Source organism: Actinomycetospora callitridis (assembly GCF_028737265.1).
Taxonomy (GTDB): Bacteria; Actinomycetota; Actinomycetes; order Mycobacteriales; family Pseudonocardiaceae; genus Actinomycetospora; species Actinomycetospora callitridis.
This window is the reverse complement of the sequence record NZ_JAQZAK010000001.1, coordinates 192,044-216,815: the sequence shown is the minus strand read 5'-3', so window position 1 is coordinate 216,815 and position 24,772 is coordinate 192,044. Positions and strand designations below refer to the sequence as shown.

The window sequence follows — 24,772 nt, the reverse complement described above, 5'->3', positions numbered from 1 at the left end:
ACGGTTCCGTCCAATCGCCCATCTCGTGATCACCAGACCGAGAAGCACCTCGTGGTGCCGGCTCCGGGTGTCTTTCCGCCTGGTGATCACGGGCAGGGGGCGCGGGAGGGCGAGCGGCCCGTCGGCGCGGTCACCCCCGCAGCGGCGCGATCACCTGCTCGGCGAAGCGGAGCACGGGCTCGGTGGAGGCCGGGTTGCCGAAGTCCATGACGAAGTGGTCGACGCCGACCTCGACCTTCGCGGCGAGCTCCTCCACGAGCCGGGAGGAATCGTCGTCGCTCTCGGGCAGCGCGCGCTCGAGGGTCACCGACACCTCGATCGCGTCCGGGTCGCGGCCGGCGCCCTCCGCCGCGCGCCGGACGATGTCGTAGCGGCGGACGAAGTCCTCCGGCTCCCCCTTGAACGGGCCGTTCCACATGTCGGCGAGCCGCCCGGCCAGGGGCAGCCCGATCTGCTCGCCGGCGGCGCCGACGCAGACGCGCGGCGGCGGGTCGGTCAGCGGCGGAGCCGCGGCGCCCTCGATGCGGTAGTGCCGGCCCTCGAAGGACGGGTCGATCTCGGTCCACATCCGCCGGCAGATCGTGATCGCCTCCTCCAGCTGCGCGAAACGCACCGCGGGCCGGGGGAACTCGTAGCCGTAGGCCTCGTACTCGGGCTCGCGCCAGCCGGCGCCGATGCCCAGCACGAAACGCCCGCCGCTGAGGTACTGCAGGGTCGCCGCCATCTTCGCCAGCAGCGGCGGGTGGCGGTAGCCGACGCCGAGCACGTGGTGGCAGAGCTCGACGCCCTCGTGGCGCGCCGCGAGCCACGTCAGCGTCGTCCACGCCTCGAGGAACGGGTCGGACTTCTGGTCGAAGCCCCAGAAGTGGTCGGCGATCCACAGCGAGTCGAAGTGCGGCAGCGCCGTCGGGAGGATCTCGGTGTCCTGGTCCGCGGCGATGGGTCGGTGGTCGCTCCACCTGTTCCCGATCACCGGGGAGAGCCAGCCGAACTTGGGAGTGGTCGCCACCGGGGCATCATGCCGCTTGACCCCGACCCCGCGCCCTTGCCACGCTCTCGAACGGTCGTTTGGTAGACGGGAGGCCCTCGTGGCGAAGTACGACGTCGTGGTCATCGGAGCCGGTGCGGCGGGGCTGACGGCGGCGTCGTTGCTCGCCGTCGAGGGCAAGAGCGTGTGCCTGCTCGAACGGTCGCCGTACCTGGGCGGACGCGGCATGGCGGTGCCCGACGAGGGGTTCACCGTCAACGTCGGCGGCCACCTCATCGAGGACCCGGGCTCGGGGCTGACGAAGGTCTTCGAGCACGTCGGCAAGACGCTGCAGCACGGCGAGGTCTCCGCCGAGATGCCCGTCTGGGACCACGAGAACAACCGCTGGGGCTCGATCCGGGACCGCTACTCGGGCAGCAAGGGCGAGCTGAAGAAGGTCATCAAGGCGCTGCTGAACACCGAGTGGGACGAGCTCGACCGGTGGGACGACCGCCCGCTGCGCCAGTGGCTGCACCAGCACACCGACGACCAGGGTGTCGTCGACCTCTTCGAGTTCATCACCGTCCTCGAGTGCATGACCGACAACTGGTGGGACCACTCCGCCAGCGACAACCTCTTCGTCCGCAAGATGCACTTCGCCGAGCGGGGCACGGCGGCCTACTCCTGCTGGCCCGGCCAGGGCTGGGACGGCATGTGGGCCGACCTCGCGGACGCGTTCAAGGCCGCCGGCGGCGACCTGCGGCTCTCCACCCCCGTCGAGCGCGTCGTCATCGAGGACCGCCAGGTCAAGGGCGTCGCGATCGCGCGGCAGCCGCGCGTGCTGCCCAACGAGTTCTTCGAGGAGGAGATCCTCGAGGCCGACCACGTGATCTGCACCCTGCCCGTGTGGCACGTGCTCAACGTCGTCGACGAGGGCGACCTCCCCGACTGGTACGCCGCGCAGATCAAGTTCCTGGCCCAGGACCAGTTCCGCATCTCGTGGCTCGGGCTCTACCTGGCCACCGAGGAGCCCGTCCACCAGTACGACCCGCGCGAGCTCTCGACGTGGCTGCGCACGCCGAACACGGCGCTCAGCGGCTTCATGTTCAACCAGACCGCGATGGACCCCTCGTGCTCGCCGGAGGGCACGCAGCTGCACGTCATGGGCGGCATCTTCCCGGGCGAGAAGGGCCGCGACCGCGCCTGGCTGCGGCAGCAGATGGAGCAGTTCGAGGCCGACGTCACCGAGATGTGGCCGGGGTTCGCGAAGTCCGTCTGGCGCCGCAGGCACCTCGTCTTCGAGCCGAGCTTCGGCGTGATCCAGAAGCCCGGGCTCGTGGGCATGTACCGGCCGCACTGGCGCCCGCCGGGCACCGAGGGCCTGTGGTTCGCCGGCGAGACCTTCCGCAGCCGGGGCATCGGCACCGACCGCGCCGCGCGGGCCGCCGTCACCGTCGTCGAGGAGTACCTCGGCCGGCGCCTGTCGACCTTCGGTGACGGGTGGCGCTACTGATGGCGAGGCTCGAACTGGGCGTCCCCGGGCAGATCATGCCGCCGGCCGAGGCGGCGGTGAAGTTCGCGAAGCGCAGCGAGGACGAGGGCTTCGACGCCGTCTGGTGGCCCGACCACCTCATGGGCTGGCACCCCGACACCATGTGGACGCCCGACCTCACGCCGCTGGCGGACCTCCAGCCCAACCCCCACGTCTACTTCGACCCCGCGGTGATGATGGGCGTGGTCGGCGCGGCGACCGAGCGGATCAAGGTCGGGGTCTGCGTCACCGACCTCATCCGCCGCCACCCCGCGATGGCCGCCCAGACCGCGCTGACGCTGGACCACGTCACGAAGGGCCGCGCGATCATCGGCCTCGGCAGCGGCGAGCAGCTCAACGCGACGCCCTACGGGATGCCGTTCGACAAGCCCGTCGCCCGCCTCGACGAGGGCATCGACGTCATGCGCCTGCTCATGGACGCCGACGGCCCGGTCGACTTCGAGGGCCGGTTCCACCGTCTCGACAAGGCCGTCCTCGGCCTGCGCCCCCACGGCGGGACGCCCCCGGAGATCTGGACCGCCGCCCACGGCCCGCGGATGCTGCGCCTGACCGGGCGCAAGGCGGACGGCTGGCTGCCCACCAAGCTCTCGCCGGACGACTACGGCAGCGCCCTGGGCACGATCCGCACGTCCGCCGACGAGGCCGGCCGCGACGCCGACGCGATCACCCCGGGGATGCTCGGCTACGTCCTCATGGGTCCCGACGCCGAGACCGTGCAGCGGCTCACCGAGGCCCCGCTCGTCCGGGCGCTGTGCGTGCTGCTGCCCGCGCAGGTGTTCCGCGACCTCGGGGTCGAGGGTCCCTACCCGGACGGCAGCGGCTTCCACGACTTCATCCCCACGGCGATCGACCGGGCCGAGTCCCTGCGGATCATCGACGCGATCCCGCCCGCCGTGGTGCGCCACTACGCGTTCTGCGGCACGCCCGACGAGGTCGCCGAGCAGGTCGAGGAGTACGTCGAGAAGGGCCTGCGCCACCTCGTCATGTGGAACATCACCGCGTTCGGCGACCCGAGCCTGGCGCGCTGGTCGTTCGGCGCGATGTCCGAGCTGCGCAAGAGGCTCGCCCCGTGACGCCGCCGGCGGTCGAGCGCTACTTCGCCGCGGTCAACGACGAGGACTGGGCGACGATCCGCGACGTCTTCGCCCCCGACGCCGAGCTGCGCAGCGTCGGGGCGCCGACCCGGACCGGGCGCGAGGAGATCGCCGACCACTTCCCGGAGGTGCTCGCCGCGCTGCCCGTGCACCACGACGAGCCGACCCGGGTGGTCGTGGCGGGCACCGTCGTCCTCGTCGAGATCCACTTCAGCGGCCGGACCCCGGCGGGCGACCCCGTCGAGTTCGACGCCGTGGACGTCTTCGACCTCACCGACGACGGGACGCGGATCGCACGCCTCTCCACCTGGTACGACACGGCCGCGGTCGGGCGCATGGTGCGTGCCACGTGACCGTGCTGCGCGGGCTCGGCGTCACCCTGCCGGTCGACGAGGGCCTCACCGCAGGCCAGTACCTCGACCTCGCCCGCCTCGCAGAGCACCACGGCTACACCGACGTCCTCGTCGGCGAGGTGGCCGGGCCCGAGGTGTTCTCCATGCTCGGGATGATCGCCGCGTCCACGTCCCGCATCCGGCTCGGCAGCGGGATCGTCGGCGTCTACCCCCGCACCGCCGTGCTCACCGCCATGGGCTTCACGACGCTCGCCTCGCTCGCCCCCGGCCGGGTGCTCGCCGGGCTGGGTGCCTCCAGCCCGATCATCGTCGAGCAGTGGCACGGCCTGGGGTTCGACGCCCCCCGCGCCCGGATCGAGGAGTACGTCGCCACGATGCGCACGATCTTCCGCGGGGAGCGCACGGACGTCGACGGCGCGCACGTGCGCTCGCACGGCTTCCGCGCGGGGCTGGGTCCCGTCGACGTCCCGATCGTGCTCGCCGCGATGAACCCGCGGATGCTGCGCCTCGCCGGCGCGATCGCCGACGTCGCGTTCCTGACCTGGACCCCGCCCGACGAGTACGGGCCGAAGATCGCCCTGGTCCGCGAGGGCGCGCGCGACGCCGGCCGCGACCCCGACGAGGTCGGCATCGCCGCGTCGTTCTGGGCCTACGCCGGCGACCGCGTCGACGAGGCGCGCGAGCGGATGCGCCGCTTCGTGCTGCAGTACGCGATGGTGCCGACGCACCGGCCGTCGTTCCGCGCGAGCCTCTCCGGGCTCGACCGCGCCGCCGACGCCTGGGCGGGCGGCGACCGCGAGGCGGCGCTGCGGGCGGTCGACGACGACGCCGTGGCCGCGATGTGCGCGCTCGGCACCGGCGACGACGTCGCCGCGCGCGTCGCCGCCCTGCGAGACGCCGGCGTCGACCTGCCGATCGCCCTGACCCCCGGCGCCGAGCCCGGGGACGCCGACGGCCCGGCCCAGACCATCGCCCGCGTGGCCGACGCCGCGGCGGTGCGGTCGTGATCCCGGGGACGCCGGCGACGCCGGCACTCCCGCCCGACGCCGGCGTCCTGCGCATGGACCACGTCGCCGTCGCCGTCGCCGACCCGCGCGAGGGCGCCGCCCTGTTCGGCGACACCCTCGGCGGGCGCTTCCTGTTCGGCGGCGACAACGACCACCAGGGCATCCGCGTCGCGCAGTTCGTCCTGCCCGGCGGGATGAAGATCGAGCTGATCTCGCCGCTGCGCGACGACGCCCCTGTCGCCCGGTTCCTCGAGAAGCGGGGCCCCGGCGTCCACCACATCACCCTGGTCGTCGCCGACGTCGAGGTGGCCGTGGCCCGCCTCGAGGGCCACGGCTACGAGGTCGTCGACGTGGACGTCCGCAACCCCGCCTGGCGTGAGGCCTTCGTGCGGCCCCGCTCGGGCTGCGGCACCCTGCTCCAGCTCGCGGACACCACGCTGCGGTGGGACGAGCCCGCCGAGGGCATCACGCTCGAGGACGTGCTCGCCGGTCGCGTCGTCTTCACCGACGACGAACGGGCGGTGCTGCGGGAGGCCCCGAGCTGACCTACTCCCAGGTCTGGCGGCGCTTGTACTGCGCCATCACCTCGTGCGGGAGCGGTCCGTTCGTCGGCACCGCCAGGCCCTGCTGGCGGGCCCACAGCCGGGCCGCCTCGACCATGCCGTGCACGTTGCCCTGCCGTGCGGGCTGGTCGTCGTCGTGCCGCTCGCGGGGAGCCGTGGGTTCGCGTCGCGCGTCGTCGGACATCGGTCCACCTCCGATGACATGGTCGTCACCGTCGTCGGGACATCACCGCCCCTGACGGGCGGCACCTCCGAGGTTACCCACGTCACACCGGCCGTCGACCCCTCCCCACCATTCGGAGGGGTGCCTCTCGGACCTCTGCCGGCACGACGAGGAGGACGACGGCACGACCCGACCGATGACTCGGTGCCGCGCCGTCCGTCCCATCCCCATGAGCACCCGACCGATCGACCTCGCCCCCGCCGCGGCGCCGCTGGCCGCCCTCGTCACGGCCACGGACGACGACGGCCTGCGCACGCCGACCCCGTGCGCCGACTGGACGGTCGCCGACCTGCTCGACCACCTCGACGTCGTCGCCGGCGGGTTCGCCGCGCTGGCCCGCGGAGACGACGACCCCGGCCCGGGGACCGGCCCCCGGGAAGCCGGGCGGTGGGAGGTCGGGCGCCGTGGGGCGCTCGCGACCAGGATCGGGGCGATGGCCGAGGCGTGGCGCGATCCCGCCGCGTGGGAGGGCACGGCCGGCGCGCCCGGCGGGCCGGAGCTCCCGCGTCCGACGTGGGCGCTCATCGGGCTCACCGAGCTCGTCGTGCACGCATGGGATCTCGCCCGCGCCCTCGACCGTCCCGCCCCCGAGCTACCCGACGAGACCCTGCGGGCGTGCCTCGACCACGTCACGGTGTTCGTACCGGCCGCGCCGCTCCCCGAGCTGTGGGGCGACCCCGTCACCCCCGGCGACGATGCCGGAATGCTCGACCGGATCGTGGCCGTCACGGGTCGCACGCCGTAGGAGCACCCCGGGCCCGACAGGTCCGGTACCTCCCGGCTGTCAGGATCACGGGGTGGACGTCGCGCTGAACATCGCGCTGGTGCTGGTGTTCGTGCTCGTGGGCGGATTCTTCGCCGCGGCCGAGATCGCGCTGGTGGCGCTGCGCCCGGGCCAGGTGAGCGCGCTGGGCGAGCGGGGCGGGCGCGGCCGGGCCGTCGCGAAGCTGCGCGGCGACTCCAACCGGTTCCTGTCCGCGGTCCAGATCGGCGTGACGTTCACCGGCTTCTTCGCCTCGAGCTACGGCGGCGCGACGATCGCGACGCGGCTCGAGCCGGTGCTCGCGGGCTGGGGCCTGCCGGTGGCGCTGGCCGCCACCGTCGCGCTGCTCGTCGTCACCGCGCTCGTGTCGTACCTGTCGCTCGTGGCCGGCGAACTGGTGCCCAAGCGCCTGGCCCTGCAGCAGCCCGAGCGGGTGGCGCTCGTCGCGGCGCCGCTGCTCGACCGGCTGGCGACCCTGACCCGGCCGCTGATCTGGCTGCTCTCGCGCTCGACCAACGCGGTCGTGCGCGTGCTCGGGGTCGACCCGAAGGACCCCGGCGACGAGGTCAGCCAGGACGAGCTGCGCGACATGGTGCGCACCACGAGCACGCTCACCGACGCCGAGCGCCGCCTGCTCTCGGACGCCTTCGCGGTGACCGACCGCGTGATCAGCGAGGTCATGGTGCCGCGCACCGAGGTCGACTTCCTCTCCGCCGACGACACCGCCGCCGACGCCGTCGACCACGTCAGCGACCGCCCGCACTCCCGCTACCCCGTCACCGGCGAGTCGGTGGACGACGTCATCGGCTTCGTGCACGTCCGCGACCTGCTCACGGCCCGCCCACGCCCGGACGGCACGCCGCCCGTGCTGCGCGACCTCGCCCGCCCCGTGACCGTGGTGCCCGGCGGGAAGCCGGTGCTCGACACCCTGACCCTGCTGCGCCGCGGGGGCGGGCACCTCGCGGTGGTGATCGACGAGTACGGCGGCACCGACGGGATCGTCACCGTCGAGGACCTCGTCGAGGAGATCGTCGGCGAGATCCAGGACGAGTACGACCCCGCCGTGCCGGTGCGCCCCCGCCACGAGGGCACCTACGACGTCGACGGCCTGCTGCACCGCAGTGACGTCACCGAACTGACCGGCATCGAGCTGCCCGACGGGCCCTACGACACCCTCGGCGGGTTCGTCCTGCACCGGCTCGGACGCACGCCCGATGTCGGCGACGTCGTCGAGGCGCTCGGCCACCGGTTCGAGGTGGTCACCGTCGACGGCCACCGCGTGGAGCGGGTGCGCATCACCCCGCTGGTGAGCGACGCGCCCGCCGAGCCCTAGACCTGCCCTAGATCTCCAGGCCCTTCGGCGGGCCGGCGAGGGCCTCCTTGAGCGCGCGGGCCGGACCGTCGGCGAGCACCTCCTCCTCGCCCGCGGCCACCGCGTCGAGGATCCGGTCGGCGACGTCGACGGCGGCGACCTTCGGGACGTCGAGGTGGGCGACCATGTCGGTGTCCATGAAGCCGAGGTGCACGCCGACCACCAGCGTGCCCTGCTCGCGGAGCTCGGCGCGGGCGGTGTTGGTGAACGACCACGCCGCCGCCTTGCTCGCCGAGTAGGCCCCGGCCCCGGGCATCGCCGCCCACGAGAGGGCGGACAGCACCGAGACGGCCGCGCCCCCGCCGCGCGCGGCGAGCACCGGGGCGAACGCCCGCAGCATCGCGACCGGGCCCCAGTAGTTGGTCTCCATCTCGGCGCGGGCGCGCTCGGGATCGGCCGTGAGCAGCGAGCCGGCCCCGCTCACCCCCGCGTTGTTGACGAGCAGGTCGACGTCGTCGGCGCGCTCGGCGACCGCCCGGATCGACGCGAGGTCGGTGACGTCGAGGCGCAGCGGCACGACGCGCGGGTCCTTGTGCGCGGCCGTGCGGGGGTCACGCGCCGCGGCGTAGACGGTGCCCGCGCCGCGCGCGAGCAGCCCCTCCACGAGCGCGGCGCCGAGGCCGCGGTTCGCCCCGGTGACCAGCACGTTCGCTCCTGAAATGATCACTGGTCGATCCTCTCCACGATCGTGGCGTTCGCGGTGCCGCCGGCCTCGCACATGGTCTGCAGGCCGTAGCGCCCGCCGGTCTGCTCGAGCACCCCGAGCAGGGTGGTGGCGAGCCGGGCGCCGCTCGCGCCCAGCGGGTGGCCGATGCTGATCGCACCGCCGTGGACGTTGACCTTCCGCGGGTCGGCGCCGGTCTCGGCGAGCCAGGCCAGGACCACCGACGCGAACGCCTCGTTGACCTCGAAGGCGTCGATGTCGCCGATCGCGAGGCCGGCGCGGGCGAGCACCTTCGCGGTGGCCGGGATGATGCCGGTGAGCATGAGGATCGGGTCGTCGCCGGTGACCGTCGCGGTGTGCACCCGCGCGCGTGGCGTCCAGCCGTGGGCGGCGGCGATCTCGGAGGTCGTGACGAGCAGGGCCGCGGCACCGTCGTTGTACGGGCTCGCGTTGCCGGCGGTGACCGTCCAGTCGATGTCGCCGAAGCGCTCGGTCCAGCGCGGGTCGGCGAACGGGGTGCGCAGCGTCGCCAGCGCCTCGGCCGTCGTGCCGGGCCGGACCGTCTCGTCGGTCTCGAGCTGACCGACCGACCCGTCCGCGCGCGTCGTCTTCAGCGGCGCGACCTCGCCGGCGAAGCGGCCGTCGGCCCAGGCGCTCGCCGCGCGCTGGTGGCTCGCGAGCGCGAACTCGTCGAGCTGCCCGCGCGACAGGCCCCAGCGGCGCGCGATGAGCTCGGCGCTCACGCCCTGCGGGATGAGCCCCGGCGCGTAGCGGGCGCCGACCGCCGCCCCCGCGACATCCTGGGCGACCCCGTCCACCCGCGTCTGGCTGCCGATCGGGATGCGCGACATCGACTCGACGCCCGAGGCGATCGCGATGTCGTAGCCGCCCGCGACGACGCCCTGCGCCGCGAACGACAGCGCCTGCTGGCTGGAGCCGCACTGGCGGTCGACCGTCACCCCCGGCACCGACTCCGGGAAGCCCGCGGCCAGCGCCGCGAACCGCGTCGTGTTGCCGCTCTGCTCGCCGACCTGCCCGACCGCGCCGCCCACGACGTCGTCGACCTCGGCGGGGTCCAGCCCCGTCCGCTCGACGAGCGACCGCAGCACGTGCGCGTGCAGGTCCACCGGGTGCACCCCGGCGTAGGCGCCGCCGGGCTTGCCCCGGCCCAGCGGGGTGCGCACCGCGTCGACGATGACCGCGTCCCTCATGGTTCCTCCTCGGTGTCGGACCGGCGCCGGACCCGGATGAAGCGGACCACACGGTCCCGGACCGATTGGTCCCGATCCTGCGCCGGGTGGCGATCGCCGTCAACGCCCGGTGCCGCGGGTCACGGGCGTCCCGCCGCGCGCAGGAGCAGGATGGAGGCGGATCGGGGGCCGGATCGCACGTGAGGAGACCGATGGACGACGAGAGCGACGTCCGGGTGGACGAGGACCCCGACCGCGGGGAGTTCGTGCTGCGCGTCGACGGCGTCGAGGCGGGTCACGTGACCGTGCGGCGCCGGCGGGGCCACGAGACGCCGGGCGCGATCGTGCTGATCCACACCGAGGTCGACGAGGCCTTCGGCGGGCGCGGCCTGGCCGGTCGCCTCGTGCAGGCGGTGTTCGACGCCGCCCGCGCCGAGGGGGTCGCCGTCGTCCCCCGCTGTCCCTACGCGCAGCGCTGGCTGCGCACCCACCGCGAGTACCTCGCCGACGTGCCGCCGGACGATCGGCGCTCGCTCGGCCTGGACGCACCGACCGAGGAGGCGTCGTGAGCTACCCCGAGAACGGCCCCGAGATCGACCCGCACGCCCAGCCCTCCGGCACGGGCTGCGTGGAGTGCGACGCGACGGGCGGGTGGTGGTTCCACCTGCGTCGCTGCGCCGCCTGCGGGCACATCGGCTGCTGCGACTCCTCGCCCGGGCAGCACGCCACCCACCACGCCCGCGACGCCGGACACCCGGTCCTCACGAGCTTCGAGCCCGGCGAGGACTGGTTCTTCGACGACCGCGACGGGACGGTGTCCCACGGCCCGGTGCTCGCCGGCCCGCGGCACCACCCCGCCGACCAGGGCACCCCGGGCCCGACCGACCGCGTGCCGCGGGACTGGCAGCGCCGACTCCATTGAGCCGGGGCGCTATCCCGTGGGGCCGAAGCGTTCCACGCGGATGCTGCCCTCGGGCTGGCCGGCGTCGACGAGCAGCGTCTCCATCGCGCCGGTGAAGCGCGCGGATCCGCAGAGGTAGACCGTGGCGGCCGGGTCGACCAGCTCCGCGATCGCGGCCGCGTCGAGGCGCCCGGCGTGCTCGCCCGGTTCGCGGGTGAGCGCGATCCGGGCGCCGGCGGCCTCGAGCTCGTCGGCGTAGGGCAGCCGCGCGCGGGTGGTGGCGCTGACCGCGAGCCGCAGCCGCTCCGGATGCCCCAGGTCGGTGGCGTTCCGCAGCATCCCGACCAGCGGGGCCACCCCGCTGCCGCCGCCGATCGCGACGGCCGGGGTGCGCCCGCGCCAGACGAACCAGCGCCCGATCGGGCCGCGGACCTCGAGCTCGTCGCCGGGCTCGACGACGTCGGCGAGATAGCCCGACACCTCGCCGTCGGAGATGCGCTCGACGAACAGCTCCACGAGCTCGTCGCCCGGGGCCGACGCGACCGAGTACGAGCGCTGCGCGGTGTAGCCGTCGGGAGCACGCAGGCGCACCACGTAGTGCTGGCCCGGGAGGTGCTGGACGCGCTCGGGCACGGCCAGGCGCAGCACCACCGCGTCGACGGCCGGGTGGGCGACCTCGACCACCCGCGCGTCGCGCCACTTCGCCGCCGCGCGCCGGTCGTTCGGCCCGCCCGCGTGGTCCTCGGGCGCGCCGAACTGGTCGTCAGTCCCCGTCGAAGCGCTGCTCACGCCAGGGATCGCCTCGCTCGTGATAGCCGTTCACCTCCCAGAAACCGGGCTCGTCGTGGTCCAGCAACGTGATCTTCGAGATCCACTTCGCGGACTTCCAGAAGTACAGGTGCGGCACCAGCATCCGCACCGGCCCGCCGTGCTCCCGGGTCAACGGCTTGCCCTCGTGCTCCCACACCAGCCACGCCTTGCCGCCGGTGACGTCCTCGATCGGGAGGTTGGTGGTGTAGCCGGTGGTGGAGGTCTCGACGATGTACGTCGCCTCCGGGCGCACCCCCACCGCGTTGAACAGGGTGTCCAGCGAGATGCCCGTGAAGTTGGTGTCGAGCTTCGACCACGTCGTCACACAGTGGATGTCCCCGGCGTACACCGACGGCGGCAACAACCGCAGCTCCTTGAGCGTCCACGTCGTCGGGGTGTCGACCAGCCCGTCGACGGTGACGCTCCACTTGTCGGCGTCCACCCGCGGCGTGGCCTCGGCCGTCAGCACCGGCCACCCCGCCCCGACGTCGTACTGCCCGGGCGGCAGGCGCGGATCGCGCTCCTTGCGCCGTCCCAGGAAACCGCGGGTGGTCGCCACGATCATCACTCCGTCTCATGTGCGTTCCGGCCAGGACGGGCCGCGTCGCCCGGCGTCGACACTAACCAGTCCGGAGCCCCCGGAGGTGCCCGCGAACGGCCCAGCGCGGGCGTGACCCCGATGACGCCCCGTACTGGACGCGTCACGCCGGCAGGGACCACGATGAGTTCCGGGCCCCGACGCGAGGCGGCGTCGACCGATCGACGTGCCCGCCCGCGGCCCGCCGAGAGGACTGATATGCGCTCGATCGAGACCGTGACCCTGGACGACGCCCGTCGCGTCGTCGCCGCCGGTGAGAAGGAGGCAGCGAGCCAGGGCCAGCCGATGAACATCGCCGTGGTCGACGCGGGTGGCGTCCTCGTGACGCACATCCGCCAGGACGGCGCCTGGATCGGCAGCGTCGACGTCGCGATCAACAAGGCGTTCAGCGCCCGCGCGTTCGACGTCTCCACCCAGGGGCTCAGCGAGAACGCCCAGCCCGGCGGGCAGTTCTACGGCATCCAGGACTCGAACCACGGCCGCATCATGATCTTCGCGGGCGGCGTCCCGCTGATGTCCGGCGACGCCGTCGTCGGCGCCGTGGGCGTCAGCGGGGGCACCGGCGAGCAGGACCAGGCCGTGGCCACCGCGGCGGCCGCCGCTCTCTGAGCGCGACCGGAGGCTGACCGGAGGCTGCGGCCGACGGCGTCGGTGACGTCGAGCCGGAGTCCCGTTCGCGACCACCGTGTCGCGGCGGCGCTCCGGCCGATGGCACCCCGGCATCACGGCCGCACCGATCGGCATGACCGGGGAACATCCCGGGCCCCGCGGCGTTGATCCGGGTGCCGCGTCCCGGGAGGAACCGCCATGCCCACACCCGACGTCCCGCTCGAGAAGCTGGGCTTCCTCACCCTCGGCCTGTTCGACGGGGACGACCCCGGCCCCGGCATGGAGAGCACGCTGGAGGTCATCGAGCTCGGCGACCAGCTCGGGTTCGACAGCGCCTACCTGCGCCACCGCCACTTCCAGACCGGCATCTCCTCGCCGATCGCGATCATGGCCGCCGCGTCGCAGCGCACGTCGCGCATCGCGATGGGCACCGCCGTCACGCCCCTGGGGTGGGAGAACCCGCTGCGGATGGCCGAGGACCTCGCGACCGTCGACATCCTGTCCGGCGGGCGTCTCGAACCCGGCTTCAGCGTCGGCCCGCCGATCCACTGGGACGACGTCAAGGGCGCGCTCTACCCCGACACCGCGGACGTCGAGGACCTCTCCTACGAGCGGGTGGCGCGGCTGCTGCGGATGGTGCGCGGCGAGCCGGTGAGCACGTTCTCGGGCACCCAGGGCTTCGAGGAGTTCTCGGCACGGGTCGAGCCGCACTCCCCCGGTCTCGCCGACCGCATCTGGTACGGCGCGGGCAGCAGGCGCTCGACGCAGTGGGCCGCCGAGCAGGGTCTGAACCTGCTCACCAGCAACATCATCAAGCCCGAGGACAGCGACCTCGAGACCGACGGGAAGTGGGACTTCGCGGCGATCCAGCAGCGCCAGATCGCGCTGTTCAAGGCGCACCACCCCGCCGGCGAGTCCGCCCGGGTGTCGCAGGGCCTGGTCGTGATCCCCACCGACTCGGCCACCGCGGAGCAGCGCGCGAAGTACGAGGCCTTCGTCGAGAAGCGCACCCCGCGCACCGCCGCGCCGCTGGGCCCGCCCGGGCCGGGGCTGCTCGCGGCGCCCGACGTCCTCGGCACGTCCGAGGAGGTCGCCGAGAAGCTGTACACCGACCCGGCGTTCCGCGAGGTGCGCGAGGTCGTGTTCGCGCTGCCGTTCACGTTCGAGCACGCCGACTACGTCCAGATCCTCACCGACATGGCCACCAGGCTGGGGCCGGCGCTGGGGTGGAAGGCCGCCGCGTAGATGACCGACCACGCCGAGCGCGTCGGCCTGGGCCCGGTGCTCGCGGAGCTGACCGCGCCGAGGGCTGAGTTCGCGATGGTCGCCGCGACGGTCGACGGCGTCCCCATGCGCGTCCACCGGCGCGGCCCACACACGCTGCGGGAGCTCTACCTGACGGCGCCCGCCCCGGACGACCGCGTCTTCACCGTCTACGGCGACGACCGCCGCACCTACGGCGAGCACCGGCGCGCGGTGGCGGGGCTCGCCGCGTGGCTGGTCGAGGAGCAGGGCCTGCGTCCGGGCGACCGGGTGGCGATCGCGATGCGCAACGTGCCCGAGTGGACCGTGGCGTTCTGGGCGGCGATGGTCGCGGGCCTCGTCGCCGTGCCGCTCAACGCGTGGTGGACCGGCGACCAGCTCGCCGGCGCGCTCGAGCACGCCGGCGCGCGGGTGCTGGTCGCCGACCCGGAGCGGGTCACCGCGCTCGCGGGTCACGTGGACCTCCCGCCGATCGTGCGGGTGCGGGGCGAGGGCCCGGCCCCGGCCGGCGTGGTGGCGTGGGAGGACGTCGTGCGGCCGTCCGACCAGGCGCCGCCCGCGGTGGACGTCGCGCCGGACGACACCGCGACGCTCATCTACACGTCCGGCACCACGGGACGGCCGAAGGGCGTCGTCAGCAGCCACCGCAACCACGTGACGAACGCGCTGAACGTCGCGTGCCTCGGCCGTGCCGTCGCGCTGGCCGCCGCGCGGCGGGGCGATGCGGTGACCGCGCCCGCCCGTCCCGGCACGCTGCTGGCCTACCCGATGTTCCACATCGCCGGGCTCAACGGCCTCTACGGCGCCGTGCTGTCCGGCGCGACGCTCGCCCTGATGCACCACTGGGACCCCGGCGAGGCGCTGCGCCTCATCGCCTCCGAGCAGCTGACCACCGCGTCCGGCGTGCCCGCGGTGCTGCGCGACGTCGTCGAGCTGGCCGTCGACCACCCGCGCGAGACCGCCTCGCTCACCCGCATCGCCATGGGCGGCGCGCCGATCCCGCCGCCCCTGGTGGCGCGCGTGGCCACCGAGCTCGCGGGACGGGCGTCGGCGGCCAACGGGTACGGCGCCACGGAGACCACGTCGGCGATCTGCGCCAACACCGGCGCCGACTACGCCGCGCACCCCGACAGCGTCGGCCGCCCGGTACCCGGCGCGGAGCTGCGGGTCGTCGACCCGGCCACGGACACCGAGGTGCCCGACGGCGTGGTGGGCGAGCTGTGCTTCCGCGGCCCCCAGATCATGCGCGGCTACTGGCGCGACGCCGAGGCCACCGCGGCCGTGCTGCGCGACGGGTGGCTGTCCTCCGGTGACCTCGGGCTCCGCCGCGAGGGATGGGTGTTCGTCGTCGACCGCGCGAAGGACGTCATCGTGCGCGGCGGCGAGAACGTCTACTGCGGCGAGGTCGAGGCCGCGCTGCTCGCGCAGCCGGGCGTGCACGAGGCCGCCGTCGTCGGGATCCCGCACCCGCGCCTCGGCGAGGACGTGGCCGCCGTGCTCGTCGCCGCCCCCGGCAGCGCGCCCGACACCGGTGCGCTGCAGGAGGCCCTGGGCCGGACGCTGCCCTCGTTCGCCGTGCCCGGCACGGTGATCTGGCGTGGGGACCCGCTGCCCCGCACCGCGACCGGCAAGGTCCTCAAGGACACCCTGCGCGGCGAGCTGGCGGAGCCCCCTCAGAGTCCGTAGGACTTGCCGATGATGTCGCGCTGGATCTCGCTCGTGCCGCCGTACACGGTCGAGACGACGCTCTGGCGCAGCAGGCGCTCCATGCCGTACTCGGTGGCGTAGCCGTAGCCGCCGAGCATCTGCATGCCCTCGAGCGAGAGGTGCTTGGCCAGCTCGGTGGCCTTGAGCTTGGCCATCGACGCCTCGCGCGGGAACAGCGCGCCCGGGTTCGCATCGATGGTGCGCGCGGTGTCGTGCACCAGCAGCTTCGTGGCCGCGAGCTCGGTGGCGTTGTCGGCGATGCGGTGGCGCATGGCCTGGAAGCTGCCGACCGGCCGGCCGAACTGGTGGCGCTCCTTGACGTAGGCGACGGTGTCGTCGAACGCGCGGCGCGCGAGCCCGAGCATCAGCCCGGCGAGGATCATGCGCTCCAGGTTGAGCCCGGCCATGAGCTGGCGCCAGCCCTGCCCCTCGGTGCCCACGACGGCGTCGGCGGGCAGGTGGCAGTCGGTGAAGTAGAGGTCGTTGACCTCCTTGCCGCCCATCGTCTCGATGCCGTGCATCTCGAGCCCGTCGGCGTCGGTGGGCACCATGAACATCGTCAGGCCGTCGTGCTTGCCCCCCTCGGTCGAGGTGCGCGCCACCAACAGGATGTGCTTCGAGATGTGCGCGTTGGAGCACCACGTCTTCTGGCCGTTGACCACCCAGCCGTTCTCGGTCTTCTCGGCCCTGCAGGTCAGGCCGCCGACGTCGGACCCGGCGCCCGGCTCGGACATGGAGATCGCCAGCAGCTCCCCGTTGATCACGTCGCCGAGCAGCTGCTGCTTCTGCTCCTCGGAGCCGCTGCGCTCCAGCGCCGCCGCGGTGATGATCGTCGTGCCGAAGCCGCCGATGGGGATCTGGTGGTACGAGGTCTCCTCGAGGAAGACGAGCAGGTCGGTCATCGACCCGCCGGAGCCGCCGTACGCCTCGGGCAGCGCGATGCCGAGCCAGCCCTGGTCGGCCATCTTGCGATAGACCTCCATCGAGTGCGGGCCCTCGACGGTCAGCTCGTCGCGACGTGCCTTGTCGGGCACCTCGCGGCGGGCGAACTCGCCGATCGCGTTCGCGAGGTCCTGCTGTTCCTCGGTCAGGGTGACGGGCATCGTCGGCCTCCAGCGGTGTCGGCGTCGGTCTGGTGTCAGGTCTCGTCCCAGAAGCCCACGGCTTCCAGGTGGGCAACGAGCAGGTCGCGGCCGTCGAGGACGTGGCCCTCCATCGCCGCGCGGGCGGTGTCGGGGTCGCCCGCGGCGAGCGCGTCGAGCAGGGTGCGGTGCGCGGCGACGGTGGCGGTGCGCCAGGCGCGGCGGTCGGTGTAGAAGCGCGGGGGCAGGTAGTGCGCCGCGCGCCCGACGAGCCAGGCGAGCTTGCGGGCGCCCGAGGCGCGGTTGAGCGCGGCGTGGAAGCGGCGCTCGGCCTGGGCGAGGTCGCCGGGCTCGCCGGCCTCGATGAGCGCGTCCACCTCCGCGGCGCGCGCCCGCAGCCCCGCGAGGCCCTCGGCGTCGAGCGCGCCGGCGGCGCGGGCCGCGAGCTCGCCGGTGATGCGGGCCTGTACGTCGAACAGGTCGACGACGTCGGCGCGGTCCAGCGGCGCGACCACGAACCCGCGCCGGGGAAGCGCCCGCACCATGTCGTCGGCGCGCAGGGCCTGCAGGGCCTCGCGCACGGGCGTGGGGCTGACGCCGAGCTCGACGGCCAGGCGGTCGGGGCGCAGGAAGGTGCCGGGGCGCAGGTCGCCGGCGAGGATCCGCTCGCGGAGCTGGAGCTCCACGCGCTCGGGCAGCGCCGGGGCGTCGCCGAGCAGACCGGTGTCCACGAGGGCGACCATATCCTATGGGATTTGTCGCGGCGAGCGGGCGATTCGGGTCCATGATCGACGCGGATTTTCTAGCGTTGAGTGCCAGCGTGGACGCAGGGCTTGCATGTCGGCGGGCTGTCAAGCCGCAACACCTCAGCCCGGCTCGTCCGCCGCGACGAGGGCGAGGCCGAGGAGCAGGCGGTCGCGGGCGTCGGCGGGACGGCGGCCGGTGAGCGCCTCGATCCGCGCGAGCCGGTACATGACCGTGTTGCGATGGCAGTACAGGGCGGACGCGGCGTGCGAGGGCGAGCCGTCGGCGTCGAGGACGGCGCGCAGGGTGGCGAGCAGCGTGGCGCGCTCGGGCGCGGGCAGGTCGAGCAGGTCGCCCAGCGCGGCGCGGCGCAGCCGGGGCACGAGGTCCGGCGCCTCGCCGAGCAGGGCCTCGGGCAGCCGCTCGTCGAGCCCGGCGACGGCGCCCGTGCCGAGCGGGAGCGTCCGGGCCGCGAGCCGCGCCCACCGGTGGGCGACGTCGAGCTCGCCGAGCCCCCGCACCACCGGGGACACGCCCACCGGTCCCTGGGCGCGCCGGCGCAGCGCCGCGAGCACCGCGGGGATCGCGGCCGACGCGTCCTCGGGCGGCACGACCACGCCGACGACCTCGGCGGCGCGGGCGTGCCAGATCGAGGGCGCGACGCCGGCGAGGGCCTCGGCCGGACCGGGCAACGGGTCGTCGTCGGCGTCGGCGAAGGGCGCGACGACGCAGAGGATCTCGGCGTCCTCGCCCACATCGAGCACCCGGGCGGCGTCCCGGGCCGCGCCGGGCTCGCGGCCGCGCCCGGCGAGCAGGCCCTCGAGCACCGCCCAGCGCCGGCCCAGCTCGAGGCCGCGCAGCCGCGTCTCCTCGCGCCGGTAGGCGTCGACGAGACGGTCGGAGCTCGCGTCGAGGATGCGCCACACGTCGTCGGCGACGACGAGCAGCGCCGCGTCGTGCACCCCGGCGAAGCGCTCCTGCGACACCGCCCGCATCCGCTCCCACACCAGCCGCCCGCACTGGCGGTAGGCGCGCAGCACGACCTCGAGCGGCACGCCCTGGCGCGCCCGGCGACGACCGGTGTCGACGGTGAGCGCGGCCGCGTCGACGTCGACGGGCAGGTCGCCGGCGAGCTGGGTGAGCAGCCGCTCGAGGCTCGCCCGGCACGTCGCGCGCAGGTCGTCGCGCACCGGGACGCCGAGCACCCCGTAGACGTCCTCCCGCTCGAGGATCCGTCGGGTGAGCCGGTCGGCGAGGTCGTCGACGTCCTCCAGCAGCGCCCGGCACAGCACGGTGAGCGTGTCCCGGGCGGCGTCCGGGCGGACGGGAGCGGCCATCGCCGAAGCATGCCGCGCCACCGACGGTGCGGTCCACGTCACATCTTGTGCTCCGCGCCCAGGTCCGGCGACGACTGGTCCGATCGGGCGACGGAGGCCACCGACCCTCGGCCGTGGGCGGGCCGGGCCCGGATCATCCGGGCATGGCCTTCGTCGTCGGCTTCCTGCCCTGGATCGTCTACTGGGTCCTCGTCGGCAACGTCCCCTTCCAGCTCGCGGTGCTGGTGGCCGTGCCCGTCTCCGGGCTGGCGCTGCTGGTCGGGCGGCTCCGGCGCCTCCCCGGCCGGACGCTCGACACCGGCACGCTCGCGGTCTTCGTCGTCCTCGCCGTCCTGGCGTTCGTGGTCCCCGACGACGTGCTCGAGCGCTGGCTGCAGCCGCTGGGCAACGCCGGCCTGCTCGCCGTCGTGCTCGCGGGCCTGGCCGTCGGACGCCCGTTCGTCCTGGACTACGCGACACCGACCGTCGACGCCGACACCGCCCGCACCGACGGCTTCCGCGCGATCACCACGGCGATGACCTGGCTGTGGGCCGGGCTGTTCGCGGTGATGACGCTGCTCTCGGCGATCCCCCCGATCGTCGACGGGTCGGCCACCATGCTGGATTCGACCGACACCCTGTCGATCCTCTGCTACTGGGTGGCGCCGTTCGTGCTGCTCGGGCTGGGCGGCACGATCTCGGGAGCCTTCCCGCCGTGGTTCGCGTCGCGGTCGGCGGAGGTCGACGCCCGCTCGGCGGGCAACCCGGCGCCGGTGGCCCAGGGCGCCCCGCCGCCCGACGCGTCCGACGGGCTGGAGATCGACCTCGCCGTCGACCGGCGCCACGACGAGCCGTTCGACCTCGTCGTGCGCGGCGCCGACGGGCCCGTCGAGCTGGAGGTCGAGGGCACCGACCTCGTCGGCCGCACGTGGCGCTCGCACGCGACGCTGCCCGCCGGCGCCGACGGTGTCGTGGACGCGGACCGGACCACCCCCACCGACGGCGACTGGGACGCTCCCGACGGCGACGCCCCGATCTGGGCGATGCGCTGCGTCGGCGCGCCCGAGGGTGCCGACCCCACGCCCTCGATGTTCCTCCCGCCCGTCGAGCCGTGGCAGGTCACGGTGCGGGCCCGCTCGGACGGACGCTCCGCGACGCGCACCGTCCGGCGGCACACGGCCGGTCCCGGCGTGCGGATCGAGACCGTGCACCTCAGGGGCCGCGTCGCCCACCTCGCGCTCCCCGCCGACGCGTCCGCCGGCGACCGGCTGGCCGCGGTCGCGTGCTTCGGCGGCTCCGAGGGCGGGTCGGACTCCCAGCTCGGGCTCGCGGCGGCGCTGGCCTCGCGGGGCCTGGTGGCGCTCGCGGCCTCGTGGATCACCGAGGAGGACGCCGCGAGGGCGGTCCGGGAGGTGCCGCTGGAGCGGTTCGCGGAGGCCTTCGAGCTCCTCGCCGGCCACGCCGCGGTCGACCCCGCGCGGGTGGGCGCGACGGCGATCTCGCGCGGCTCCGAGGGGGTCCTCGCCGCCGCGGTCGCGGGGCTCGTCCACCCCACCGCGCTGGTGCTGGTCAGCCCGAGCAGCGTCACGTGGCAGGCGGTCGGCGGCGGTGGCGAGGTGCCCGGCACCCCCTCCTGGACGCTGCGCGGCGCCCCGCTGCCGTGGCAGCCCCTCCCGAGCGGCGTGCTCATGACGCAGCTCGTGCGCAACGCGATCGGCGTCCGCCGCGACGCCGCCGCGCACCGACCGACCCTGCTGCGACTGCGCCCGGCCTACGAGGCGGGCCTCGCACGGGGCACGGGTGATCTGCCCGACGCGGCCATCGCGGCCGAGGACGTCCGCTGCCCCCTGCTCGTCCTCACCGGCGACGACGACGCACTCTGGCCGTCGGGCCCGATGGCGCAGACCCTGCTGGCGCGCCGCGCCCGCGTCGACGACCAGCACCACGCCTTCCCCGGCGCCGGGCACCTGATCCGGTGCGCGCTGCTGCCCACCGAGGCGCCGTGGAGCGGGGGCATCGCGTTCGGCGGCACACGGCCCGGGCTGGCGGCCGCGCAGAAGGAGGCGACGGACCTGGTGACCGCGTTCCTCGTCCAGTACACCGGCGTGGGGGCGCGCGCCTGAGCTCAGCGTTTCGCGGGCTTGCCCCGCCAGGCGAGCGAGCGGGCGTCGAGCGCGCGCACCAGCGCGTCGCCCTCGACGAGCATCCGCTCCCCCTGCGCCACCGCGTGCGCGAGGCGGTCGTCGTCGAGACGGCGGTACGCGGCGCCGCGACCACGGCCGAGGACGTCGTACCAGCACGCGCCCACGGCGTCGTCGAGCAGCACGCGGCCGAAGCAGTGGTCGTGGCGCAGGGTCCAACCGTCGCGCGCCCCGGCCGCGGGCAGGTCCCGGTCGACGAGCTCGCGGTAGCGGCACAGGAGGTCGTCCCGGTCGGTCACGGGGCGGGATACCCGACCGACCGGGGACGACCCCCCATGGGCGTCAACGGCGGCGGCGCGCCTCGTCGGTGGCCTCGGCCAGCTCGAGGGCCTCGGCCTTGCGCTGCGCGGCCTCGCGCTCGGCGGCGACGGCCTCGGACTCCTCGGCCACCCGCGTGCGGTGGGCCTCCTGCGCGTGCTCGTCGGCGCGCTCCTGCGCCTTCTGCTCGTCGCGCCGGGCCTGCTCCTTGCGCTTCTCCTCGCGCTGCTCGGCCTCCTGCGCGCGCTGCCGGCGCTGCTCCTCCAGCTGCTGCTTCTGCTCCTGCGCCTGGTCCCGGACCTGCTCGCGCTCCTGCTGGTCCTCCTCGCGCCGGCGCTGCATCCGGTCGTCGGCGACCTCGCGTCGCGCGTCCGCCGCCCGGTCCCGCTCCGCGGCCTCGGTGCGCTGCTGCACCCGGGCCTCCTTCACGTGACCCTGCGCGGCCAGCTCCGGGTCCCCGAGCAGCGAGCCCAGCAGCCCGCGCACCGTCGCCTCGACGCTGTCGAGGGCGAGCGTCGGACCCCATTCACGGTTGTTGCCGTTCCCGGTCACCTGCGCGAGCAGGTCGACCGGCACGCGCGCCGCGCCGAAGCCCAGCGACACGATCGTCCGCGGCACCGCGGCCACCGGATTGGTCATCTCAGGAGTCCTCCTCGACGTCCTCGAGCACGGCCGCGTCGCGACGGGCCTGCTCGGCTCGCACTTCCTCGTCCTGCGCGCGCCCCTCGGCGGCGGCGCGCTCGTGCACCGCGTCCACCTCGTCGCGCCGCAGGTCCTGCTCGCGGGCCTGCGCGACCTGCTCGGTGGCCTGCCGGCGCACCGCGGTGTCCCGGGCGGCCTGCTGCTGCTCGGCCTGCCGGTCCTGCTCGGCGCGCTCCTCCCGCGCAGCGGCGGCGTCCTCGGCCGCCAGGCGCTCGCGCTCGACCCGGAGCTCCTCCTCGCGGGCGGTGGCCTCGGCCTCCTCGCGCTTCTGCGCGGCGAACTCGTCGGCGCGACGGGCCTCCTTCGCCGCGTCCGCCTTCTCCTGCTGGAGCTCACCCTCGGCGCGCAGGTCCTGGTTGTCGGTGATCGCTCCGGCCGCCTGCTTGGCGGCGCCGGCGATGCGCTGACCCGCGCGCGTCGCCTTCGTGGACTCGCTGGGGTCGGCCATGGGCTTCCTCCTGCTCGAACGACGCCAACGGCGCTGACGAGCGGTGGTACCCACTGGGCCGACAGGTCGATCCCCCGACCCGACCCGGATCGCGGCGTACGGGGATCGCGGCGTACGGGGACGGCGGGACGGGCACGCTGCAGGATGACGACAGCACCGCCCGCGACCCGCGAGCCGACGGCTCCCGACCCGGCCCAGGTCCGCGACAGCGGCCCCGACGGCCTCACCCTCTGGCTGCCGCTGCTGGGCTCGGTCGAGATGTCGCGTCCCGAGCTCGCCTACGTCGGCGGGATCGCCGGGCTCACGGCCCTGGGCCTCCTCGAGTGGCCGATCGCCCTGGTCATCGCGGGCGGCCACGTCCTCTCGGCCGACCGCAGCAGCCGGGCGATCCGCGACCTCGGGAACGCGATGACCCGACGAACGACGGCCTGACCGTCTACGCGAGCTCCGCGCGCAGCAGCGCCGCCCCGGCGGCGAGCGCGCGCATCTTGCCCTCGGCGGCGTCGCGCGGCAGGTACTTCAGCCCGCAGTCGGGGGCGAGGACGACCTGCTCCGGCGGGAGCAGCTCGAGGGCGCGACGGGCGCGGCCGGCGACGGTCTCGGCCGACTCGACCGCCGGGTTGGACAGGTCGAGCACCCCGAGGATGATCGTCTTGTCGGTGAGGTCGCGCAGCACCCCGAGGTCGAGCCCGGACTGCGCGGACTCGATGGAGATCTGCTGGACCGGGCTGCCCGCGAGCTCGGGCAGGAACGAGTACCCCTCGGGCCGCTCGTGGATGATCGCGGCGTAGCCGAAGCAGATGTGCACCGCCGTGGTGCCGGTGACGCCGTCGAGCGCGGCGTTCAGCGCCGCCAGCCCGTAGGCCCGCGCGGCCTCCGGGCGTGCCTGCATGTACGGCTCGTCGATCTGCACGACGTCCGCCCCGGCGGCGAAGAGGTCGCGGACCTCCGCGTTCACCACCGCGGCGTACGCCATCGCCGCGGCCTCCGGGTCGCCGTAGTGGTCGTCCTGGGCCTGCTGGGACATCGTGAACGGCCCGGGCACGGTCATCTTGATCGTGTGGTCGGTCGCCGCGCGCAGGAAGCGCAGGTCGTCGACCTGGATCGGCTCCGGCCGCCCGATCGGGCCGGTGATGCGCGGGACCGGGTTCGGGTGCCCGCTCCGGTCCAGCGCGCTGCCCGGGTTGTCGACGTCCACGCCGTCGAGTGCCGTGGCGAAGTGGTTCGAGTAGCTCTCGCGACGGATCTCGCCGTCGGTGAGGACGTCCAGCCCGGCGTCCTCCTGGGCCTTGATCGCCAGCAGCGTGGCGTCGTCCTGGGCCTGCGCGAGGAACTCCGGGGCGACCCGCCACAGCTCCTTGGCCCGCACCCGCGGGGGGAAGCGCCCCGCGAGCTTGGCGCGGTCGATGAGCCAGTCGGGCTGGGCGTAGCTGCCGACCAACGAGGTCGGCAGCAGGGGCAGGGTCGGCACGGGGGCTCCTCGGGGGTGTCGGTCAGGCGGCCGGCTGCAGCACGAAGTCGTACGCGGCCTCGCACCACGGGACGTCGCTGTGCCCGCCGTCGGGCGTCGGGCCGGGCTCGCGCTCGGTGAAGGTCACGACCAGCTCGCGCTTGACGCCGAAGACGACGTCGCTGTCGAGGTACTGCGCCCCCTCGCGGAAGAGGTGCGTGATCAGTGGCTCGAAGCCGGGCACGTTGAGCAGGAAGTGCACGTGGGCGGGCCGGTAGTGGCTGATGTCGGTCTTCGAGATGAGGCTGCCGACCGGCCCGTCCATGGGGATCGCGTAGCCGAGCGGGGCGATCGTGCGGACGCAGTACGTGCCGTCCTCGCGGGCGGTGTACTTCCCGCGCAGGCGCGCCTCGTCGACGTCGAGCTGCGACTCGTAGGCGCCGTCGGAGTCCGCCTGCCAGACGTCGAGCACCGCGCCGGGGATCGGCGCGCCGTCGAGCGCACGCACGGTGCCGTGGACGTAGAGCGGGGTGCCGGACAGGCCCTGCGACATGTCCGCGCCGTAGCCGAGCTCCGGCGAGCCCTCGATGTGGAACGGGCCGAGCACGGTGGCGGGTGTCGCGCCCTCGGCGAAGCGGTGGTTCTGCTGCACGACCAGCATCGACAGGCCCAGCACGTCGGAGGTGAGGATGAACTCCTCGCGCTTGTCGTCGCTGATCTGCCCGACCTCGGTGAGCCAGCGCACCGCGGCCATCCACTCCGCCTCGGTCAGCCGGGTCTCGCGCGCGAACGCGTGGAGGTGGCGGACGAGCGCGCTCATCAGCTCCGCCGTGCGCGGGTCGTGCGCCGTGCCCCAGCGGGCCGCGGCGAGGTCGGTGATCGTGTCCTCGGTGACAACAGTGGGGGTGACCGGGTGCGCCATCGCGCCCTCCTGG

General features: G+C 74.5%; 28 protein-coding genes. 14 read left to right on the top strand and 14 right to left on the bottom strand.

All coding sequences use genetic code 11. From position 1 onward, the window contains the following. Positions 1 to 130 precede the first annotated feature (130 nt). Positions 131 to 1,009, bottom strand: coding sequence for an LLM class flavin-dependent oxidoreductase (locus tag PH191_RS01095; protein WP_274192785.1), 879 nt, complete (start codon positions 1,007 to 1,009; stop codon positions 131 to 133). Between the two features lie 79 nt (positions 1,010 to 1,088). Here PH191_RS01095 and PH191_RS01090 point away from each other — a divergent pair, with 79 nt between their 5' ends. Genes PH191_RS01090 through PH191_RS01070 form a run of 5 tightly spaced genes read left to right on the top strand, consistent with a single transcriptional unit; the run spans position 1,089 to position 5,518 of the window. Further along, positions 1,089 to 2,480: a phytoene desaturase family protein gene (locus PH191_RS01090; protein ID WP_274192784.1), complete on the top strand. Its 1,392-nt coding sequence runs from the start codon at positions 1,089 to 1,091 to the stop codon at positions 2,478 to 2,480. Continuing rightward, positions 2,480 to 3,592 (top strand): LLM class flavin-dependent oxidoreductase, encoded by a 1,113-nt coding sequence (locus PH191_RS01085; RefSeq protein WP_274192783.1) that lies wholly within the window; start codon positions 2,480 to 2,482, stop codon positions 3,590 to 3,592. Before PH191_RS01090 ends, PH191_RS01085 begins: the two co-directional genes overlap by 1 nt. Then, complete coding sequence (locus tag PH191_RS01080; protein WP_274192782.1) at positions 3,589 to 3,966, top strand: nuclear transport factor 2 family protein; 378 nt, start codon at positions 3,589 to 3,591, stop codon at positions 3,964 to 3,966. The genes PH191_RS01085 and PH191_RS01080 overlap by 4 nt, the downstream gene beginning before the upstream one ends. Further along, positions 3,963 to 4,973 carry an LLM class flavin-dependent oxidoreductase gene (locus tag PH191_RS01075; protein WP_274192781.1) on the top strand — a complete coding sequence of 337 codons (1,011 nt, stop codon included), beginning with the start codon at positions 3,963 to 3,965 and terminating at the stop codon, positions 4,971 to 4,973. Before PH191_RS01080 ends, PH191_RS01075 begins: the two co-directional genes overlap by 4 nt. After that, positions 4,970 to 5,518 carry a VOC family protein gene (locus PH191_RS01070; RefSeq protein ID WP_274192780.1) on the top strand — a complete coding sequence of 183 codons (549 nt, stop codon included), beginning with the start codon at positions 4,970 to 4,972 and terminating at the stop codon, positions 5,516 to 5,518. Before PH191_RS01075 ends, PH191_RS01070 begins: the two co-directional genes overlap by 4 nt. A 1-nt stretch (position 5,519) precedes the next feature. Here the strand turns inward: PH191_RS01070 and PH191_RS01065 are convergent, their stop codons facing one another. Next, the gene (locus PH191_RS01065) at positions 5,520 to 5,720 is read right to left on the bottom strand and encodes an Lsr2 family DNA-binding protein (protein ID WP_274192779.1); all 201 of its coding nucleotides are present in this window, start codon (positions 5,718 to 5,720) and stop codon (positions 5,520 to 5,522) included. Positions 5,721 to 5,928: 208 nt separating this feature from the next. Here PH191_RS01065 and PH191_RS01060 point away from each other — a divergent pair, with 208 nt between their 5' ends. Together PH191_RS01060 and PH191_RS01055 are read left to right on the top strand one after the other, a co-directional pair. Beyond that, the gene (locus PH191_RS01060) at positions 5,929 to 6,504 is read left to right on the top strand and encodes a TIGR03086 family metal-binding protein (RefSeq protein ID WP_274192778.1); all 576 of its coding nucleotides are present in this window, start codon (positions 5,929 to 5,931) and stop codon (positions 6,502 to 6,504) included. Positions 6,505 to 6,556: 52 nt separating this feature from the next. Beyond that, positions 6,557 to 7,855 carry a hemolysin family protein gene (locus tag PH191_RS01055; RefSeq protein ID WP_274192777.1) on the top strand — a complete coding sequence of 433 codons (1,299 nt, stop codon included), beginning with the start codon at positions 6,557 to 6,559 and terminating at the stop codon, positions 7,853 to 7,855. 7 nt (positions 7,856 to 7,862) lie between these two features. Here PH191_RS01055 and PH191_RS01050 read toward each other — a convergent pair whose 3' ends face one another. Together PH191_RS01050 and PH191_RS01045 are read right to left on the bottom strand one after the other, a co-directional pair. Next, positions 7,863 to 8,561, bottom strand: coding sequence for an SDR family oxidoreductase (locus PH191_RS01050; RefSeq protein ID WP_274192776.1), 699 nt, complete (start codon positions 8,559 to 8,561; stop codon positions 7,863 to 7,865). After that, positions 8,558 to 9,769, bottom strand: coding sequence for a thiolase family protein (locus PH191_RS01045; RefSeq protein ID WP_274192775.1), 1,212 nt, complete (start codon positions 9,767 to 9,769; stop codon positions 8,558 to 8,560). Before PH191_RS01045 ends, PH191_RS01050 begins: the two co-directional genes overlap by 4 nt. Positions 9,770 to 9,960: 191 nt before the next feature. Here PH191_RS01045 and PH191_RS01040 point away from each other — a divergent pair, with 191 nt between their 5' ends. Further along, positions 9,961 to 10,317: a GNAT family N-acetyltransferase gene (locus tag PH191_RS01040; protein ID WP_274192774.1), complete on the top strand. Its 357-nt coding sequence runs from the start codon at positions 9,961 to 9,963 to the stop codon at positions 10,315 to 10,317. Beyond that, entirely contained in the window at positions 10,314 to 10,670 is a 357-nt protein-coding gene (locus tag PH191_RS01035) for a UBP-type zinc finger domain-containing protein (RefSeq protein ID WP_274192773.1), read from the top strand. The genes PH191_RS01040 and PH191_RS01035 overlap by 4 nt, the downstream gene beginning before the upstream one ends. Before the next feature lie 9 nt (positions 10,671 to 10,679). Here the strand turns inward: PH191_RS01035 and PH191_RS01030 are convergent, their stop codons facing one another. After that, complete coding sequence (locus PH191_RS01030; protein WP_274192772.1) at positions 10,680 to 11,438, bottom strand: FAD-binding oxidoreductase; 759 nt, start codon at positions 11,436 to 11,438, stop codon at positions 10,680 to 10,682. Continuing rightward, positions 11,413 to 12,024: a sulfite oxidase-like oxidoreductase gene (locus PH191_RS01025; protein ID WP_420791732.1), complete on the bottom strand. Its 612-nt coding sequence runs from the start codon at positions 12,022 to 12,024 to the stop codon at positions 11,413 to 11,415. Before PH191_RS01025 ends, PH191_RS01030 begins: the two co-directional genes overlap by 26 nt. 231 nt (positions 12,025 to 12,255) lie before the next feature. On the opposite strand from PH191_RS01025, the gene PH191_RS01020 reads away from it, so the two are divergent. The 3 genes from PH191_RS01020 (at position 12,256) to PH191_RS01010 (ending at position 15,615) form a co-directional block, all read left to right on the top strand. Further along, on the top strand, positions 12,256 to 12,666 hold the full coding sequence (locus PH191_RS01020; protein ID WP_274192771.1) for a GlcG/HbpS family heme-binding protein: 411 nt from the start codon (positions 12,256 to 12,258) through the stop codon (positions 12,664 to 12,666). Positions 12,667 to 12,864: 198 nt separating this feature from the next. Further along, positions 12,865 to 13,911 carry an LLM class flavin-dependent oxidoreductase gene (locus PH191_RS01015; RefSeq protein WP_274192770.1) on the top strand — a complete coding sequence of 349 codons (1,047 nt, stop codon included), beginning with the start codon at positions 12,865 to 12,867 and terminating at the stop codon, positions 13,909 to 13,911. Beyond that, positions 13,912 to 15,615: a class I adenylate-forming enzyme family protein gene (locus PH191_RS01010; RefSeq protein WP_274192769.1), complete on the top strand. Its 1,704-nt coding sequence runs from the start codon at positions 13,912 to 13,914 to the stop codon at positions 15,613 to 15,615. Here the strand turns inward: PH191_RS01010 and PH191_RS01005 are convergent. From PH191_RS01005 to PH191_RS00995, 3 genes are all read right to left on the bottom strand, one after another. Continuing rightward, positions 15,603 to 16,739 (bottom strand): acyl-CoA dehydrogenase family protein, encoded by a 1,137-nt coding sequence (locus PH191_RS01005; RefSeq protein WP_274192768.1) that lies wholly within the window; start codon positions 16,737 to 16,739, stop codon positions 15,603 to 15,605. The two genes, PH191_RS01010 and PH191_RS01005, sit on opposite strands and share 13 nt — an antisense overlap. Before the next feature lie 35 nt (positions 16,740 to 16,774). Next, positions 16,775 to 17,449: a GntR family transcriptional regulator gene (locus tag PH191_RS01000; protein WP_274192767.1), complete on the bottom strand. Its 675-nt coding sequence runs from the start codon at positions 17,447 to 17,449 to the stop codon at positions 16,775 to 16,777. 135 nt (positions 17,450 to 17,584) lie between these two features. Then, positions 17,585 to 18,799: a PucR family transcriptional regulator gene (locus PH191_RS00995; protein ID WP_274192766.1), complete on the bottom strand. Its 1,215-nt coding sequence runs from the start codon at positions 18,797 to 18,799 to the stop codon at positions 17,585 to 17,587. Between the two features lie 143 nt (positions 18,800 to 18,942). Between PH191_RS00995 and PH191_RS00990 the strand changes: the two genes are divergently transcribed. Beyond that, entirely contained in the window at positions 18,943 to 20,901 is a 1,959-nt protein-coding gene (locus PH191_RS00990; protein ID WP_274192765.1) for an acyl-CoA thioesterase/bile acid-CoA:amino acid N-acyltransferase family protein, read from the top strand. A gap of 2 nt (positions 20,902 to 20,903) precedes the next feature. Here PH191_RS00990 and PH191_RS00985 read toward each other — a convergent pair whose 3' ends face one another. Genes PH191_RS00985 through PH191_RS00975 form a run of 3 tightly spaced genes read right to left on the bottom strand, consistent with a single transcriptional unit; the run spans position 20,904 to position 22,387 of the window. Next, on the bottom strand, positions 20,904 to 21,218 hold the full coding sequence (locus PH191_RS00985) for a hypothetical protein (RefSeq protein WP_274192764.1): 315 nt from the start codon (positions 21,216 to 21,218) through the stop codon (positions 20,904 to 20,906). Between the two features lie 43 nt (positions 21,219 to 21,261). Then, positions 21,262 to 21,876 (bottom strand): hypothetical protein, encoded by a 615-nt coding sequence (locus PH191_RS00980; RefSeq protein ID WP_274192763.1) that lies wholly within the window; start codon positions 21,874 to 21,876, stop codon positions 21,262 to 21,264. Position 21,877: 1 nt separating this feature from the next. Next, positions 21,878 to 22,387: a hypothetical protein gene (locus PH191_RS00975; RefSeq protein ID WP_274192762.1), complete on the bottom strand. Its 510-nt coding sequence runs from the start codon at positions 22,385 to 22,387 to the stop codon at positions 21,878 to 21,880. A 144-nt stretch (positions 22,388 to 22,531) separates the two neighbouring features. Between PH191_RS00975 and PH191_RS00970 the strand changes: the two genes are divergently transcribed. Continuing rightward, positions 22,532 to 22,819, top strand: coding sequence for a hypothetical protein (locus PH191_RS00970; RefSeq protein WP_274192761.1), 288 nt, complete (start codon positions 22,532 to 22,534; stop codon positions 22,817 to 22,819). A gap of 4 nt (positions 22,820 to 22,823) precedes the next feature. Here the strand turns inward: PH191_RS00970 and PH191_RS00965 are convergent, their stop codons facing one another. Next, positions 22,824 to 23,858, bottom strand: coding sequence for a 5-methyltetrahydropteroyltriglutamate--homocysteine methyltransferase (locus PH191_RS00965; RefSeq protein ID WP_274192760.1), 1,035 nt, complete (start codon positions 23,856 to 23,858; stop codon positions 22,824 to 22,826). Between the two features lie 22 nt (positions 23,859 to 23,880). Further along, positions 23,881 to 24,759: a dioxygenase family protein gene (locus tag PH191_RS00960; RefSeq protein ID WP_274192759.1), complete on the bottom strand. Its 879-nt coding sequence runs from the start codon at positions 24,757 to 24,759 to the stop codon at positions 23,881 to 23,883. Positions 24,760 to 24,772: the final 13 nt, after the last annotated feature.

Coding starts and splice junctions, on each gene's coding strand:
- PH191_RS01005 (WP_274192768.1), bottom strand. CDS start 16,739: ATGCCCGTCACCCTGACCGAGGAACAGCAGGACCTCGCGAACGCGATC.
- PH191_RS00995 (WP_274192766.1), bottom strand. CDS start 18,799: ATGGCCGCTCCCGTCCGCCCGGACGCCGCCCGGGACACGCTCACCGTG.
- PH191_RS01085 (WP_274192783.1), top strand. CDS start 2,480: ATGGCGAGGCTCGAACTGGGCGTCCCCGGGCAGATCATGCCGCCGGCC.
- PH191_RS01045 (WP_274192775.1), bottom strand. CDS start 9,769: ATGAGGGACGCGGTCATCGTCGACGCGGTGCGCACCCCGCTGGGCCGG.
- PH191_RS00970 (WP_274192761.1), top strand. CDS start 22,532: ATGACGACAGCACCGCCCGCGACCCGCGAGCCGACGGCTCCCGACCCG.
- PH191_RS01010 (WP_274192769.1), top strand. CDS start 13,912: ATGACCGACCACGCCGAGCGCGTCGGCCTGGGCCCGGTGCTCGCGGAG.
- PH191_RS01015 (WP_274192770.1), top strand. CDS start 12,865: ATGCCCACACCCGACGTCCCGCTCGAGAAGCTGGGCTTCCTCACCCTC.
- PH191_RS01060 (WP_274192778.1), top strand. CDS start 5,929: ATGAGCACCCGACCGATCGACCTCGCCCCCGCCGCGGCGCCGCTGGCC.
- PH191_RS00960 (WP_274192759.1), bottom strand. CDS start 24,759: ATGGCGCACCCGGTCACCCCCACTGTTGTCACCGAGGACACGATCACC.
- PH191_RS01065 (WP_274192779.1), bottom strand. CDS start 5,720: ATGTCCGACGACGCGCGACGCGAACCCACGGCTCCCCGCGAGCGGCAC.
- PH191_RS01020 (WP_274192771.1), top strand. CDS start 12,256: ATGCGCTCGATCGAGACCGTGACCCTGGACGACGCCCGTCGCGTCGTC.
- PH191_RS01025 (WP_420791732.1), bottom strand. CDS start 12,024: ATGATCGTGGCGACCACCCGCGGTTTCCTGGGACGGCGCAAGGAGCGC.
- PH191_RS01040 (WP_274192774.1), top strand. CDS start 9,961: ATGGACGACGAGAGCGACGTCCGGGTGGACGAGGACCCCGACCGCGGG.
- PH191_RS00980 (WP_274192763.1), bottom strand. CDS start 21,876: ATGACCAATCCGGTGGCCGCGGTGCCGCGGACGATCGTGTCGCTGGGC.
- PH191_RS00975 (WP_274192762.1), bottom strand. CDS start 22,387: ATGGCCGACCCCAGCGAGTCCACGAAGGCGACGCGCGCGGGTCAGCGC.
- PH191_RS00990 (WP_274192765.1), top strand. CDS start 18,943: ATGGCCTTCGTCGTCGGCTTCCTGCCCTGGATCGTCTACTGGGTCCTC.